A 14,617-nucleotide genomic window follows, 5' to 3' on the forward strand; every position below is an offset into this window, starting at 1 on the left:
GTGAGGCTAACCTAAATCACAGGCGGGACATAGAGATGCGGGACAGTGACGGTGTGCGGGGACGGGCTCGGGGGAGCGATTCGAGCCATGCGGAGTATGGGATTTTCCGTGACGCCTGGGGCATTCCGCACCTGCGCGCCGCCGACGCCCGTGCCCTCGCCCACGCCCAGGGCCGGGTGACCGCCCTCGACCGGGCCTGGCAGCTGGAGGTCGAACGCCACCGCGTCCAGGGCACCTCGGCCGCCTTCCTCGGCGAGGACTCCCTCGGCTGGGACCGGTTCGCGAGACGGGCTCGTCTGGAGGACACGGCGCGAAGAGGCTTCGCCCGGCTGGAGAACACGGACCCGGAGAGCGCCGACTGGGTCCGCGCGTACGTGGAGGGCGTGAACGACGGACTCGTCGCGGGAGGTCGGCGCGCGCCGGAGTTCGGTCGCGTCGGGCTCGCGCCCGGGCGCTGGGAGGCCTGGCACCCCCTCGGGGTCTGGCTCGCCACGCACATCCTGTTCGCCGGGTTCCCCGCCAAGCTCTGGCGCGAGGAGGCCGTACGGCATCTCGGCGCCGACGCGGTCGGGCTCTTCGCCACCGACGGGCCCGCCACCTCCGGCAGCAATGGCTGGCTCGTCGACGGGTCCCGGACGACCACCGGACAGGCCGTCATCGCCGGTGACCCGCACCGGTTCATCGAGGAGCCCGGGGTCTATCAGCAGATCCACCTCTCCTGCCCCGAGTTCGACGTCGTCGGCCTGGCCGTCCCCGGCCTGCCCGGCATCGCCCACTTCGGTCACACCGGCGACGTGGCCTGGGCCATCACCAACGCCATGGCCGACTACCAGGACCTGTACCGGGAGCGGCTGCGGTACAGGGCCGGCGATGGGGAGGGGAACGGGGATGGGCACGGGGGCGGGGACGGGGGTGTCGTCGAGGCGCTCGATCCCGATGGGGTGTGGCGGGCCGTGCACAGGCATGTGGAGGTCATCGAGGTCGCGGGCGGGGAGCCCGTCGAGGTCGAGGTGATCGAGACCGCTCGGGGACCGGTCGTCATCGGAGGCCTCGACTCCGCCGCCCCGGCCGACGACCTCGCATCGGTCGGCCCCCTCAGCCTCCGGTATCCGCCCCGGGTCACCGAGGACCTCGGGATCGGGGCGCTGCTGCCGCTCCTCCGGGCCCGTGAAGTCGCCGACGTGGACCGGGCGTTCGACCGGTGGGCCGAGCCGGTGAACGTCGTACAGGCCGCGGACACGCGGGGCGGGGTGCTGCACCGTGTGGCGGGCCGGGTTCCGGTGCGGAGCCGGGACAACCGCGCGCGGGTCGTCGCGGCCTGGGAGCCGGGGCACGAGTGGGAGGGGTGGCACGAGACGCCGTACGGCTCGTTCGAGGACGGTGTCGCGGTGATGGCCAACCAGCGTGGTCCGGCGACCCCGTTGGGCGTCGAGTTCGCCCCGCCGCACCGAGCGGAACGGATCCGCGCCCTGCTGGACGAGAAGCGGGTGTGGTCCGCGGCGGACATGCCCACGATCCACATGGACACCCATCTGGCCTCCGCCGAGCCCCTGTTGAGGACGGTGGCCGCTGTCGCGATGCGGGGACCGGCGGGGGGATCGGCGGGGGGATCGAAGCTCCTCACACCGGCCGCGGCCGCGCTCTGCGAGCGGCTGTCGCGCTGGGATCGGCGGATGGAGGCCGACAGCGTCGACGCGGCGGAGTACGCGGCGCTGCGGGGGGCCGTCGTACGGCGGCTCGCCGCGGAGCCCGCATTCGCGGCGCTCGCGGTGCCGCCGGCGTATCCCGAGGTCTTTCGGCCGTGGCTGTCGCTCACCGTACGGATCGGGTTCGCGCTCGAACATCTGCTCAGGGCCGAGGAGTTGTACGGGATCGACCGGGTCGCCGTGGTGCGGGAGGCACTGGAGGAGGTCGCCGGCGGCGAGTCGGGACGCTGGGGCGACAGCCACCGGCTCGTGCCGTGGCGCGCGCTCCCGGACGTCGGCACGGACGTCGGCACGGACGTCGATACCGGCGTCGGCACGGACGAGGGGCCCGGTGACGGCACCCACGGCCGCCCGCACCTCGCCCCCGAGCCGGGGCTCGCCGGTGATCACGACTGTGTGCTCTGCACCTCCGCCGTTCCCGGCATCACCGACCTCAGCGCCCGTGGGCCCGCCGCCCGGTACGTCTGGGATCTCGCCCGGCGCGAGGACAGCCTCTGGGTGGTGCCGTTCGGGGCGTCCGGCGTCGGCGGGTCCGCCCACCACCGCGACCAGCTGCCCCTGTGGCTCAGGGGCGATCTCGTACCGGTCGTCACCGACTGGGACCGGTTCACCAAGGACGACGACACCGACCGCGGCAGCAGCGAGGAGAAGCGCCATGACCGTTGAGGAGAAGAAGACGTCGCAGGGGCAGCGGGATCCGCAGGAGCACCACGGCTCTCAGGAGCACCACGCCCCTCGGGGGACGCGGGGGTCCGCCGTGCCGTACGCCGATCGCGCGGCCGTGCATGAGCAGGTGGTGGACGGGTTCGGGGCCGTGCGGATCCTGCCGTTGGACGCCGGGGCCGATGCCGCGGTGGTGCACGGCTGGGTGCGGGAACCGAGGGCCGCGTTCTGGGGCATGAACGGGCTCACGCAGGAGCAGGTGCGGGAGGTCTACGAGGGCATGGACGCCTTCGACACGCACCACGCCTATCTCGCGGTGCGCGACGGCGAGCCCGTGGGGCTGCTGCAGACGTACGAGCCGGAGGCCGACCGGGTCGGCGAGTGCTACGACGTCGAGCCGGGGGACATCGGCGTCCACGTCCTGCTGGCGCCCGCCGGGGACGGGGGAGCGCGGCCGGGGTGGTCGTCCTCGGTGCTGGCGGCCTTCACTGCGTACGTGTTCGCCGGGCTGGGCCGGCGGCGGGTCGTCGTCGATCCGGACGAGCGGAACGAGAAGGCGATCGCGCGGTTCACCCGCCAGGGGTTCGAGGCCGGGCCGGTCGTCGTGCTGCCGGAGATCGATCTGCCGGAGGTGTATCTGCCGGAGAAGCGGGCCCGGTTGGCGTTCCTGCGGCGGGAGACCATGTTCGGCAAGTAGACCGTGTTCGGCCAGTAGACCGTGTTCGGTCAGTAGTTCGGGTGGTGGGCGTAGCCTCGGGCGGATGACTCCCGAAGACCTCATAGCGCACTACGAGTTGGAGCCCATACCGCGCGAGGGCGGACGTTTCCGTCAGACGTGGGCCGGGCCCGAGCGGGGCGACGGGCGGCCCGAGGGGACCGCGATCGTCGCCCTGCTCACCACCGAGCCCGGCGACTACTCCGCCCTGCACCGGCTGCCCGGCGACGAGATCTGGCACTTCCACCTCGGCGATCCGCTCCGGATGCTGCTGCTCCTACCGGACGGTTCCTCGCGGACCGTCGTCCTCGGGCCGGACGTGCTCGACGGGCAGCACGTGCAGTACGTCGTGCCCGCGGGGACCTGGATGGGGGCGCGGGTTCCGGGCGGTCGTACCGGCGAGGGCGGTGGTGGCGGGGGCTGGACCTTGTTCGGGTGCACGATGGCGCCGGGGTTCACCTTCGAGGGGTACGAGCACGGGGACGCGGCGGAGCTGGCCCGGCTGTACCCGGAGCGGGCCGCCGAGATACGGGAGCTGGGGCGGGCGTAGGGGCGGGGCCGACAGACAGGGGGCGGATCGCGTTGAACGCGGCGTTCGTGGTGTGCGTACCTGTTCGAGGAGTCCGAGAGCCGGCGACCGTGGATCCGGAGCACTACGTGGACCGAGGCAGGTACAGCGACCCAGTCGACGGCAGGACCGGGGGCTGGGACGAAGGCAGAGTTCGAACCCGTGATCGGGGCGAGGCGCGCGGCCGGGACAGGGGCGCGCGGCGACACCCGGGAACCGGCGGGTGGGGGCGCGCGGTCCGGCGTCTGGTGCTGCTGGGTGTCGTGCTGCTCCTGAGTCTCCTCGGCGGGACGGGGACCGCGTCCGCGCACGCCGCGCTCAAGGGCAGCGATCCCGCCGACGGAAGCGTCCTCGACACCGCTCCCCGGGACGTCACCCTCCGCTTCACCGAGTCGGTGAGCCTCCTGGAGGACTCCATCCGCGTCGTCGACCCCGAGAACCGGGCGGTCGACACGGGCAGGCCCGGGCGCGCGGGCGGCCGGGCCGACACGGCTCGGGTCACCCTCCCCACCGGCCTCGGCGACGGCACGTACACGATCGCCTGGCGGGTGGTCTCCGCCGACAGCCACCCCATCTCGGGTGCCCTGATCTTCTCCGTCGGCGAGCCCTCCGCGACCGCCGCGGTCCTCCCGGCCGACCTCACCGAGGACCCCCTCACCGCCTCCCTCTACGACATCACCCGCTACTTCGCGTACGGCGCCCTCGCCCTGCTCATCGGCGTGACCTTCTTCCTGACGGTCGTGCTCGGCGGGCCCAGCGAGGTGCTGCGCAAGCTGCTGCTGGCCGGCTGGCTGGCCCTGCTGCTGGCCTCGGCGGTCCTGCTGCTGCTCCGAGGACCGTACGAGCGGGGCAGCGGGATCGGGGCCGCCCTCGACCTCTCCGTCCTGCGCGACACGCTGGTCAGCCGGCCGGGGCTCGCGCTGCTGGCCCGGCTGGGGCTGCTCGCGCTCGCCGCCGTGCTCCTCGTACGCGTGCGCCGTCAGGGGGAGCGGCAGGAGTGGGGGAAGGGCGCGCTCGTCTGCGGTGCGCTGCTCTCCCTCGGTCTCGCCGGGACGTGGGCGGCCGCCGAGCACGCCTCGGCCGGTATCCAGGTGCCGGTCGCGATGACGTCGTCCGTGCTGCACCTGCTCGCCATGGCGGTCTGGCTGGGCGGGCTGACGGCGCTGCTGACCGTCCTGTACCGGGCGCCGCGGACCCTGACGGCCACCGTGGTCGACCGGTTCTCGCGGCTCGCGTTCGCCTCGGTCGTCGTCCTCGTCGTCACCGGCGTCTACCAGTCCTGGCGCGGCCTAGGCTCCTGGTCCGCCTTCACGTCCACGGCGTACGGGGAGGTCCTCGTCGCCAAGCTGGTGGCGGTGCTGCTTCTGCTGGCGGCGGCGGCGTTCTCGCGGCGCTGGACGGGACGGCTGGGGGCGGCCGAGCGTGCCGGGGCCGGGGCTGGGGCCGGCCCCGGTGAGTCGACCGCCGAGTCGCGGGGGTCGGTGGGGGCGGCCGTACCGGCGGCGGTGACCGTCTCGGCGGCGGTGGCGGTGCCGGCGCGGGTGCCCGAGCGAGTGGGAGCCGCCGAGGCCGACGTCTCCTCCTCCGACTCCGCCAACTCCTCTAGCTCTTCCGGTGCCGCCGATTCCTCCGGCGCCTCAAGCTCCTCCGGGCCCACCGACGGCTCCGGGCCCACCGGCGCCTCCGCCGCACCGGATGACGAGGACGACGCCCCCGGCGACATGCCGCGCCAAGCGCTGCGGCGTTCCGTGCTCGCGGAGTTCACCGTCGCGGTCGTCGTGCTGGTGATCACCACCGTGCTGACGGGGACCCTGCCGGGCCGGGCGGCGGCGGAGATCGCCGAGGAGAGCGCGGGCCAGGCGGCGGGCGGGGTCACGGCCTCCTCGTCGGTGGTCCCCTTCGACGTCGGCACCCCGAACGGTCACGGCAAGGTCCAGATCGACCTCGGTCCTGGGCGGGTGGGCAAGAACTCCGTGCAGGCCGTGGTCTTCGGCCCCGACGACGGCATCGCCACCGTCCCGGAACTGCGCCTCACGTTCACCCTGAAGTCCCAGAGGATCGGCCCGATCGACGCGAAGCTCACCGATCGCGGCGGCTACTGGGCCACCGACACCCTCCAGCTCCCCCTGCCCGGCAAGTGGACGATGAAGCTCACGGTCCGCACGACGGACATCGACCAGGTCACGGTGGAGAAGTCGGTACGGGTGAGCTAGGGCCTGTCCGGCCCGCCGGGGTCAGCTCGTGTCGAGAACTCGCCGCATCGTCTCCGCCGCCCTCACGGCCGCGTCGGCGCAGCAGTTGTTGAAGAGGACGTGCAGCTCGTCGACCTGGTCGGCGGCATTCCGTAACCGCGGTGCCCACGCGGCGAGTTCGGGCTCGGAGTAGGCGTACCGGAAGCGGTCCTCCTTGCTGCCGGTGCCCCAGGCGGGGCTGCGGCCGTGGAACCGTACGACGGCGAGCTCCGGTGAGGTGACGGGGGCGAGGGGCGGCAGGGAGGACTCCAGGCCCTGGGCCATGTCGACCCCGACGGCGACGAAGCCGAGCCGGGCCAGTAACGCCGCCGTACGGTCGGCCTGTTCGCCCCGCCACCACGCCGGGTGCCGGAACTCGACCGAGACGGGCCAGCCGGCCGTACGGGCCGCACACTCCTCCAGCACCTTCTCGGCCCCGCGCCCCACCGCTCCGTCCGTCCCGTCCATCCCCTCCGCCCGCCCTCCCGGTGCGAACCACGGAGGGAACTGGAACAGGACCGCGCCCAGTCGGCCCGCCGTCCGCAACGGCTCGACGGCGTGGGCGAACCGCTCCCAGACCCGGTCCAGCACGGCGGCGGGGGTCCCACGGCGCAGGGCCCCCGGGCCGAAGGACTCGCGCAGATCGGCGGGGAGGGCCGCCGGGCGGGTCGGGTGGCCGGTGAGGAGGGAGAACGCCTTGACGTCGAAGCGGAATCCGGGGGGTGTCCGCTCGGCCCACAGCAGGCTGTTGCGGCGGCTGGGCAGGGCGTAGTAGCCGGAGTCCACCTCGACGACGGGGAACCGGTCGGCGTAGTAACGGAGTCGGGGCTCGGCGTCGCGGTGGCCGCGTGGATACCAGCCGCTGGCCAGCAGCGCGCGGTCGGTCCAGGAGCAGGTTCCGACGAGTAGATCACCCATGGGGTGCCGGTTACCCGGAATCGGCCAGGCCCTACGCGTCCCGGTCGTGCAGCGGCGTGCCGCAGAGGGACGTGGACCGGGTGCCGTCCACGCCGACCGGCGGGTCCCCGGCGACCATCACCCGGTGCATGATGCGCGGGAAGTCCAGGTGGGCCGTGTCGTTGGGGGCGAGATGGACGGTGGCGCGGTTGTCCCAGAGGGCCACCGACCCCGGCTCCCAGCGGAAGCGGACCGTGTACTCGGGGCGGGTGATCTGCTCGACGAACATCTCGAGGAGGAGCCGGCTCTCGGCCCGGGTGACGTCGACGATGTTCTCGACGTAGTACGGGTTGACGTACAGGATCCGCTCGCCGGTCTCGGGGTGGACGCGGACGACCGGGTGGACGGACGCGACCTGGTGGTCCTGGAGATGGCGGAGATAGGGGTCGGGGCCGGAACGCGCGAGGTACCCGACGCCGAGCCGGTGCTCGGCGCGCAGCCCGTCAGCGAACCGGCGCACCGGATCGGACAGGCCCGCGTAGGCGGCCCCGAGATCGGCCCAGGTGGTGTCGCCGCCGTACGGGGGCACGCGCTCGGCGCGGAGCAGGGTCAGGGCGGGCGGGTCGATGCGCGCGGTGTGGTCGGCGTGCCAGCCCCGGAGGGTGGAGTGGCGGCGGCGCTCCAGCCACTCGGCCTGGTCCATGCCGTGCTTGCGGCCCAGTTCCTGACGGTCGGCGGTCGTCTCGATCTCGGGGTGCCCGACGGGCGAGACCGAGCCCCGCGACCGCAGCCGGATCGGCTCCCCGAAGCGGCGCGCGAACGCGATCTGCCCGGCGTGGTCCAGCCGCTGGCCCCGGAAGAACACGACCTTCCAGCGGAGCAGCGCCGCCCGGACGGCGGCGACCGTCCTGTCGTCGAGCGGGGCGGCGAGATCGACGCCGTGGATGTCGGCGCCGATGTACCCGGAGGCCGGCCGTACGTCCAGGCCGCCCGCGGGCCCCGTCGATGACCTGTTCGTGTCGATGCTCACGTGGCCCGGTCTTCCCACGGCACCGCCCGCGCATGCGGAGCGGCCGGGACGTGTCCTGATCCGCCTCTCCGCCATCGGAGTTCGCCCGGTGTCGTAGCGCCCTCCGCCCCGCCCCGTGCTGCGAAACTGCCAACGCACTGTACGCGGCAGGAAGTTGACGTCATGACGGACAAGCTCACCGTAAGTGTCCTGGGTACCGGCATCATGGGGGCCGCGATGGCCCGCAACCTCGTCCGCGCCGGTCACGCCGTACGGGTGTGGAACCGCACCCGGGAGAAGGCCGAGCCGCTCGCCGCCGACGGGGCGCGGGTCGCCGGCAGCCCGGCCGAGGCCGTACGGGGCGCCGACGTGGTGCTCACGGTGCTGTACGACGGGGCGGCGGCCCGGGACGTCATGCGTGAGGCGGTGCCCGCGCTGAGCCCCGGCACGGCCTGGGTCCAGTCCACCACCGCGGGCCTGGAGGACGTCGCCGACCTGGCCGCGCTGGCCGACGCGCACGGACTGGTCTTCTACGACGCCCCGGTCCTCGGCACCCGGCAGCCCGCCGAGGCGGGGCAGCTGACGGTGCTGGCGGCGGGGCCGGTCGAGGGGCGGGGGACGGTGACACCCGTCTTCGACGCCGTCGGCGTCCGTACGGTGTGGACCGGCGAGGACGGCGCGGCGGGCACCGCGACCCGGCTCAAGCTGGTGGCCAACAGCTGGGTGCTGGCCGCGACCAACGCGGCCGGGGAGGTCCTGGCGCTGTCCAAGGTCCTCGGCGTCGACCCGCGGTCCTTCTTCGAGATCATCGAGGGCGGCCCGCTCGACATGGGCTATCTGCGCGCCAAGTCCGCGCTCGTCCTGGAGGGCCGGCTCTCCCCGGCGTCCTTCGCGGTCTCCACCGCCGCCAAGGACGCCCGGCTGATCGTCGAGGCCGGGCAGCGGTACGGCGTACGCCTCGACGTGGCCTCCGCCGGCGCCGACCGCCTGGCCCGCGCCGCCGCCCAGGGCCACGCCGACGAGGACATGGCCGCCGCGTACTTCGCGAGCTTCGAGGAGGGAACGGGCGGGTGAGGGCCGTGGGTGACTGAGGGGGGTGGGCGCCCCTGCCACCCCGCCGCCCCTCAGGCCCGATCGGCCGCGTTCTGCTCGTCCAGCGCCTCGTGGGCTCCCTGCGAAGGCGCCGGTGAGGCGTCTCCCCCAGCCGGGCCGGGCGGCGTCGGCCCGCGCAGTCGGCCGGTCAGCCACATCGCCACCGGCTCCGTCCACCGCGCGGACAGCGGGCCGACGATCACCAGGATGAGGACGTACGCCGTGGCCAGCGGGCCGAGGGAGGGTTCGATGCCGGCGGTGACGGCGAGCCCGGCGATGACGATGGAGAACTCGCCGCGGGCGACGAGCGTGCCCCCCGCCCGCCAGCGCCCCTTGGCGGAGATACCGGCCCGGCGCGCGGCCCAGTACCCGGTGGCGACCTTCGTCAGCGCGGTGACGAGGGCCAGGGCGAGGGCGGGCAGCAGCACCGGCGGGATGCTGGCGGGGTCGGTGTGCAGCCCGAAGAAGACGAAGAAAACGGCGGCGAACAGGTCCCGGAGCGGCGCCAGCAGACTGTGCGCCCCCTCGGCCACCTCACCCGACAGCGCGATGCCGACGAGGAACGCGCCCACCGCCGCCGACACCTGCAACTGCTGCGCGAGCCCGGCGACGAGGAGCGTCAGGCCGAGGACGACGAGCAGCAGCTTCTCCGGGTCGTCGCTGGAGACGAACCGCGAGATGTGCCGCCCGTAGCGCACGGCCACCAGCAGGACGACCCCGGCGGTGCCGAGCGCGATGGCCAGCGTGGCGCTGCCCGCAGCGAGACCCGCCCCGGCCAGGAGCGCGGTGAGGATCGGCAGGTAGACGGCCATGGAGAGGTCTTCGAGGACCAGGATGCTGAGGATGACCGGGGTCTCGCGGTTGCCGAGCCGTCCGAGGTCGCCGAGGACCTTGGCGATGACGCCGGAGGACGAGATCCAGGTGACGCCGGCGAGGACGACGGCGGCGACGGGCCCCCAGCCGAGGAGGAGGGCCATGGCGGCGCCGGGCAGGGCGTTGAGGGCGGCGTCGACGAGTCCGGCCGGGTACTGGGTCTTGAGGTTGGAGACGAGGTCGCTGGCGGTGTATTCCAGGCCGAGCATGAGCAGCAGCAGGATCACGCCGATCTCGGCGCCGATCGCGACGAACTCCTCGCTCGTCCCGAGCGGCAGCAACCCGCCCTCCCCGAAGGCGAGTCCGGCCAGCAGATACAGCGGGATGGGCGACAGCCGGAACCGTCCGGCGAACCGCCCCAGCAGCCCGAGTCCGAGGATGATCGCGCCGAACTCGACCAGGAAGACGGCGGAGGAGTGCCCCGAGGAGGACGACTGGGCGAAGAAGAGGTGTGCGGCGGGCTGACCGGTGACATGGGCGGCGAAGTGCGTCACCGGCTCACGTCCGCCCGAGTATCGCGGCGGCCGTGTCCACACCCTCCCGGGTGCCGATCACGATGAGCGTGTCACCGCCGGCCAGCCGGAAGTCCGGCGTCGGCGACGGAATCGCCTCGGCCCGCCGCAGTACGGCCACGATGGAGGCGCCCGTCTCGGTCCGCATCCGGGTGTCGCCCAGGACCCGCCCGTTCCAGTGGGACGTCGACGCCAGCTCGATCCGCTCCGCGACGAGCCCCAACTCCGTGGTGGACAACAGGTTCGGGCTGTGGTGGTCCGGCGCCAGCGAGTCGACGAGGGCGGTCGCCTCACCCGGGGTGAGCCGGACCGACAGCGCGCACGCGTCCGGATCGTCCTGTCGGTACGCGCTCAACGTCCGCGCACCGTCCCGATGAGCGACCACCGAGATCCGTCGCTGCTCCCTGGTCGTGAGGTCGTAGCGGACCCCGATACCGGGCAACGGCGTACTGCTGAGGCGCGGAGCACCCACGGCTGGCCTCCTGTCTGATTCGGATATGTCATCGGACAACCGTCGGTGCCACCCTAACGAGACCCCGAAAACCGGCCTCCGGCCGCCGGGTCGGCCACCCGATGGAACAATCCCCCTTCACCCCGGGACCGGCCCACCCACCCCGGTCGCGGGCTGACCGAAAGGAACGACCATGATCCCCTCGGGTGTCCCCACACCCCGCACAGCGGGCACCCCGACGGCACACGGCATACCCCTGCCTCCCGGGCCGGCGCGGCCCGTCCGGCGAGGCCCCCACACCCCCGGAGCGCGCCCGTGATCCAGTGGGTGTCCCTGGGGAGCGGCCCGCGCCCCGTCCCCCAGCCCGTGGCCACCCCCCTGGTGTGGGCGACGGCCTTCGGGGGCGCGATGGCGTTGGTGGCCGTCCTGAACGCACTGGTGGGCACGGACCGCCCGGGCCTCGCCCTGGTGGCCCTGTCCCTGCTCTCCGCACTGCTCGGGGTCTACGCCCGCTTCATCGCGGCCCCCGGCACGGCCGCCCTGTGCTGGCTGTTCCTCAACGGCTTCGCCATCCCACCCGCGGGCGTCCTGACGTGGGCCAACCCGCGCGACACCTTCTGGCTGGTCTGCCTGCTCACCGCCGCCCTCACCGGCACGACCCTGGCCCGCCTCCTCCAGGCCCGCGCCGCCTACCGCCGCCTCACCACGGCCCCCGCCCCGCCCACCCCCGAGCCACCGGACCGGCCCCTCACCCACTGACCACGACGACCCCCGCACCCACCCCGCGCGCACCCCGCCTCCTCGTACCCTGTCCCCGTGTCGCCGTCCTCCCGTCTGCATCGCGTCGCCGTCCTGGTGCTCGTGGGCGCGAAGCCGCTCGACGTCGGCATCCCGGCCCAGGTGTTCACGACGCGCGCGAGCATGCCGTACGAGGTGCGCGTGTGCGGGGCGACCCCGGGCCTCGTGACCGGCGGCGACGGCCTGTCGTACTCCGTCGCCCACGGCCTCGACGCGCTCGCGTGGGCCGACATCGTCTTCATCCCCGGCTACCGGTTCCCGGACCGCGACGACCCGCCGCGGGCCGTCGTCGACGCGCTGATCGAGGCCCACGCCCGGGGCACGCGGCTCGCCGCCATCTCGACGGGCGCCTTCGCGCTCGCCGCGACGGGCCTGCTCGACGGCAGACGCGCCACGACGCACTGGCACTACGCACGGGCGCTCGCGGCGAAGCACCCGCTCGTCCGGGTCGACGAGAACGTGCTGTTCGTCGACGAGGGCAGCGTGCTGACGTCGGCGGGCGCCGCCTCCGGCATCGACCTGTGCCTGCACATCCTGCGCGGCGACCTCGGCGTGGCCGCGTCGAACCACGCGGCCCGGCGCCTGGTCGCGGCCCCCTACCGCAGCGGCGGCCAGGCCCAGTACGTGCCGCGCAGCGTGCCGGAGCCGCTCGGCGAGCGCTTCGCCGCCACCCGCGAATGGGCGCTGCACCGGCTCGGCGAGCCGCTCACCCTGGAGATCCTCGCCGGGCACGCGGCGGTCTCGCCGCGCACGTTCTCGCGGCGCTTCGCCGAGGACACGGGGTACACGCCGATGCAGTGGGTGATGCGCGCCCGGATCGACGTGGCCCGTGAGCTGCTGGAGCGTTCGCAGCGCGGCGTCGAGCAGATCGCCGCCGACGTCGGTCTGGGCACCGGCGCGAATCTGAGGATGCACTTCCAGCGCATCCTCGGCACCACGCCCAGCGAGTACCGGCGCACCTTCACGCGGGGCGAGTAGCCCGCCGTCACACGGAGGGAGCGGCCCGCCGCGCCCGTGGCGCGATCCTTGTGAACCGTGGCGATCCCGCCGCTGTCCCGGCCGTGCGCAGGACGCGACGCTGGTGGTGAACCGAAGGGACAGGACACCACTCATGACTCGCATCGCGATCAACGGATTCGGCCGCATCGGACGCAATGTGCTGCGCGCACTGCTCGAACGCGACAGCGACCTCGGCGGCGGCCTCGACATCGTCGCCGTCAACGACCTCACGGAGCCCGCCACCCTCGCCCGGCTGCTCGCCTACGACAGCACCGCCGGCCGTCTCGGCCGTCCGGTGACCGTCGACGGGAACACCCTCGTCGTCGACGGCCGCCGGATCACGGTGCTGGCCGAGCGGGAGCCCGCGCAGCTGCCGTGGGCCGAACTCGGCGTCGACATCGTCCTGGAGGCCACCGGCCGCTTCACCTCGGCGAAGGCCGCGCGGGCCCACCTCGACGCGGGGGCGAGGAAGGTGCTCGTGAGCGCGCCGTCGGACGGCGCCGACGTCACCCTCGCGTACGGGGTCAACACCGACGCGTACGACCCGGACGTCCACACGATCGTCTCGAACGCCTCCTGCACGACCAACGCGCTCGCGCCGCTGGCCGCGGTGCTCGACGAGCTCGCCGGCATAGAACACGGCTTCATGACGACGGTGCACGCGTACACGCAGGAGCAGAACCTCCAGGACGGCCCGCACCGTGACGCCCGCCGGGCCCGCGCCGCCGCCGTCAACATCGTGCCGACCACGACGGGCGCCGCGAAGGCGATCGGTCTGGTCCTGCCGAACCTGGACGGCAAGCTGTCCGGCGACTCGATCCGGGTGCCCGTCCCGGTCGGCTCGATCGTCGAACTCAACACGACCGTCGCCCGCGACGTGACCCGCGACGAGGTGCTGGCGGCGTACCGCGCGGCGGCGGAGGGCCCGCTCGCCGGCGTCCTCGAATACTCGGAGGACCCGCTCGTCTCCGCCGACATCGTGGGCAACCCGGCCTCGTCGATCTTCGACTCGGCCCTCACCCGCGTCGAGGGCCGCCACATCAAGGTGGTCGCCTGGTACGACAACGAGTGGGGCTTCTCGAACCGGGTGATCGACACCCTCACCCTCCTGGCCGCCTCCTGACCCGCGAACAGGAAGGGCCCCACCGGGAACGGTGGGGCCCTTCTTCGTGAGCGGCGGCGTCTCAGCGCCGGCACTCACGCGCCGTGACCGCGCGGTCGTGCTTGTAGAACTTGAACACCGGCTGCCCGTTGCGGAGCACGTCGGAGGTGCCGTCGTAGTAGTAGTTCCGGTCCACGATGTCCCGCTGGGTGCCGTAGATGCCCCACTTGTCGTGGCCGTTCTTCTTGGTGCCGTCGTACCAGTTGTACTCGTCGATCCAGAAGTGCGGGTTGACGCGGACCACGCGCTTGATGGGCGCCGCGGTGAGCCACCCGGTCCGCCCGGGCGGGACGTCGAGGCTGACGGAACGGCCCCAGCCGACGGTCTTGGCGTAGGACCACGAGTACGAGAACTCGGCACCGAGTCCGACCCCGAACATCTTGCTGATGTTGGGGCTGACGCTGAGGCTGCCGTTCACCGTCTTCGTGGTGGTCGTCGTCGTGCTGTAGGACTGGTCGACCCGCTCGGTGGCGTTGCCGCCCTTCGAGCAGTTGGCCACCTCGTCGGAGTACGCGGTCTGCTTCCCCTCGTACGTCCAGGAGGACGACGCGGGGTAGAAGCAGTGGCCCTTGATCTCGCGCCAGCCCGGCTTCATGGCATAGCGGTTCCCCGCCTTGCTGCCGCCGATGTACTGCCAGACCGGGCTCTTCCCCACGCTTCCGTGGTCTCTGTCGAGCAGCTGCTTGGTGTCGACGTTGTAGTACCAGACGCTCTGGCCGCCCCGGTTGGAGCCGTCCTGGCACATGTTGGGGAGCAGCGAGTCGTGAGCGCCGTTGACGTCCGTCGTCGCGCTCGCGGCGGGGGCGGAGGTGAGGGTCAGGCCGCTGATCGCCATACCGAAGGCGGCGCCTGTCAGAAGGCACTTCTTGATGGTGGGCACGATGTCTCTTGTCCTTGCGCGTCGGATGCGGGGGGACCACTCGTGTGCGGCCGGGCGGTCG

At 73.2% G+C, this 14,617-nt stretch carries 13 protein-coding genes; 8 read left to right on the forward strand and 5 right to left on the reverse strand.

Features of this window, described 5'->3' with window-relative positions; genetic code table 11:
- The first annotated feature begins 35 nt into the window (after positions 1–35).
- The 4 genes from HW837_RS44135 (at position 36) to HW837_RS44150 (ending at position 5,865) form a co-directional block, all read left to right on the forward strand.
- A complete protein-coding gene (locus tag HW837_RS44135; RefSeq protein WP_193381323.1) occupies positions 36–2,372 on the forward strand; it encodes a penicillin acylase family protein in 2,337 nt (778 codons plus the stop codon).
- Entirely contained in the window at positions 2,362–3,066 is a 705-nt protein-coding gene (locus tag HW837_RS44140) for a GNAT family N-acetyltransferase (RefSeq protein WP_078853903.1), read from the forward strand. The genes HW837_RS44135 and HW837_RS44140 overlap by 11 nt, the downstream gene beginning before the upstream one ends.
- A gap of 64 nt (positions 3,067–3,130) precedes the next feature.
- Positions 3,131–3,634, forward strand: a complete 504-nt coding sequence (locus HW837_RS44145) for a cupin domain-containing protein (protein ID WP_093791078.1) — start codon at positions 3,131–3,133, stop codon at positions 3,632–3,634.
- Between the two features lie 281 nt (positions 3,635–3,915).
- A complete protein-coding gene (locus HW837_RS44150; protein ID WP_313895636.1) occupies positions 3,916–5,865 on the forward strand; it encodes a copper resistance CopC/CopD family protein in 1,950 nt (649 codons plus the stop codon).
- Positions 5,866–5,886: 21 nt separating this feature from the next.
- Here HW837_RS44150 and HW837_RS44155 read toward each other — a convergent pair whose 3' ends face one another.
- Together HW837_RS44155 and HW837_RS44160 are read right to left on the reverse strand one after the other, a co-directional pair.
- Positions 5,887–6,801 carry a DUF72 domain-containing protein gene (locus HW837_RS44155; RefSeq protein ID WP_045562531.1) on the reverse strand — a complete coding sequence of 305 codons (915 nt, stop codon included), beginning with the start codon at positions 6,799–6,801 and terminating at the stop codon, positions 5,887–5,889.
- Between the two features lie 31 nt (positions 6,802–6,832).
- Positions 6,833–7,810: a TauD/TfdA dioxygenase family protein gene (locus HW837_RS44160; protein ID WP_045562532.1), complete on the reverse strand. Its 978-nt coding sequence runs from the start codon at positions 7,808–7,810 to the stop codon at positions 6,833–6,835.
- Between the two features lie 162 nt (positions 7,811–7,972).
- Between HW837_RS44160 and HW837_RS44165 the strand changes: the two genes are divergently transcribed.
- On the forward strand, positions 7,973–8,863 hold the full coding sequence (locus HW837_RS44165) for an NAD(P)-dependent oxidoreductase (protein WP_045562533.1): 891 nt from the start codon (positions 7,973–7,975) through the stop codon (positions 8,861–8,863).
- Positions 8,864–8,913: 50 nt separating this feature from the next.
- Here HW837_RS44165 and HW837_RS44170 read toward each other — a convergent pair whose 3' ends face one another.
- Together HW837_RS44170 and HW837_RS44175 are read right to left on the reverse strand one after the other, a co-directional pair.
- Positions 8,914–10,155: a cation:proton antiporter gene (locus HW837_RS44170; protein ID WP_045562586.1), complete on the reverse strand. Its 1,242-nt coding sequence runs from the start codon at positions 10,153–10,155 to the stop codon at positions 8,914–8,916.
- A 97-nt stretch (positions 10,156–10,252) separates the two neighbouring features.
- Complete coding sequence (locus HW837_RS44175; RefSeq protein WP_060885942.1) at positions 10,253–10,738, reverse strand: cation:proton antiporter regulatory subunit; 486 nt, start codon at positions 10,736–10,738, stop codon at positions 10,253–10,255.
- A gap of 294 nt (positions 10,739–11,032) precedes the next feature.
- Between HW837_RS44175 and HW837_RS44180 the strand changes: the two genes are divergently transcribed.
- The 3 genes from HW837_RS44180 (at position 11,033) to gap (ending at position 13,637) form a co-directional block, all read left to right on the forward strand.
- Positions 11,033–11,476 (forward strand): hypothetical protein, encoded by a 444-nt coding sequence (locus HW837_RS44180; protein WP_045562535.1) that lies wholly within the window; start codon positions 11,033–11,035, stop codon positions 11,474–11,476.
- A gap of 57 nt (positions 11,477–11,533) precedes the next feature.
- Positions 11,534–12,493, forward strand: a complete 960-nt coding sequence (locus tag HW837_RS44185; RefSeq protein WP_045562536.1) for a GlxA family transcriptional regulator — start codon at positions 11,534–11,536, stop codon at positions 12,491–12,493.
- A gap of 133 nt (positions 12,494–12,626) precedes the next feature.
- Entirely contained in the window at positions 12,627–13,637 is a 1,011-nt protein-coding gene (gene gap / locus HW837_RS44190; protein ID WP_045562537.1) for a type I glyceraldehyde-3-phosphate dehydrogenase, read from the forward strand.
- Between the two features lie 61 nt (positions 13,638–13,698).
- On the opposite strand, the gene HW837_RS44195 is transcribed toward gap, so the two are convergent.
- Positions 13,699–14,556 (reverse strand): hypothetical protein, encoded by an 858-nt coding sequence (locus tag HW837_RS44195; RefSeq protein ID WP_093791073.1) that lies wholly within the window; start codon positions 14,554–14,556, stop codon positions 13,699–13,701.
- Positions 14,557–14,617 lie beyond the last annotated feature (61 nt).

The organism is Streptomyces caniscabiei, assembly GCF_014930365.1.
GTDB classification, from domain to species: Bacteria; Actinomycetota; Actinomycetes; order Streptomycetales; family Streptomycetaceae; genus Streptomyces; species Streptomyces caniscabiei.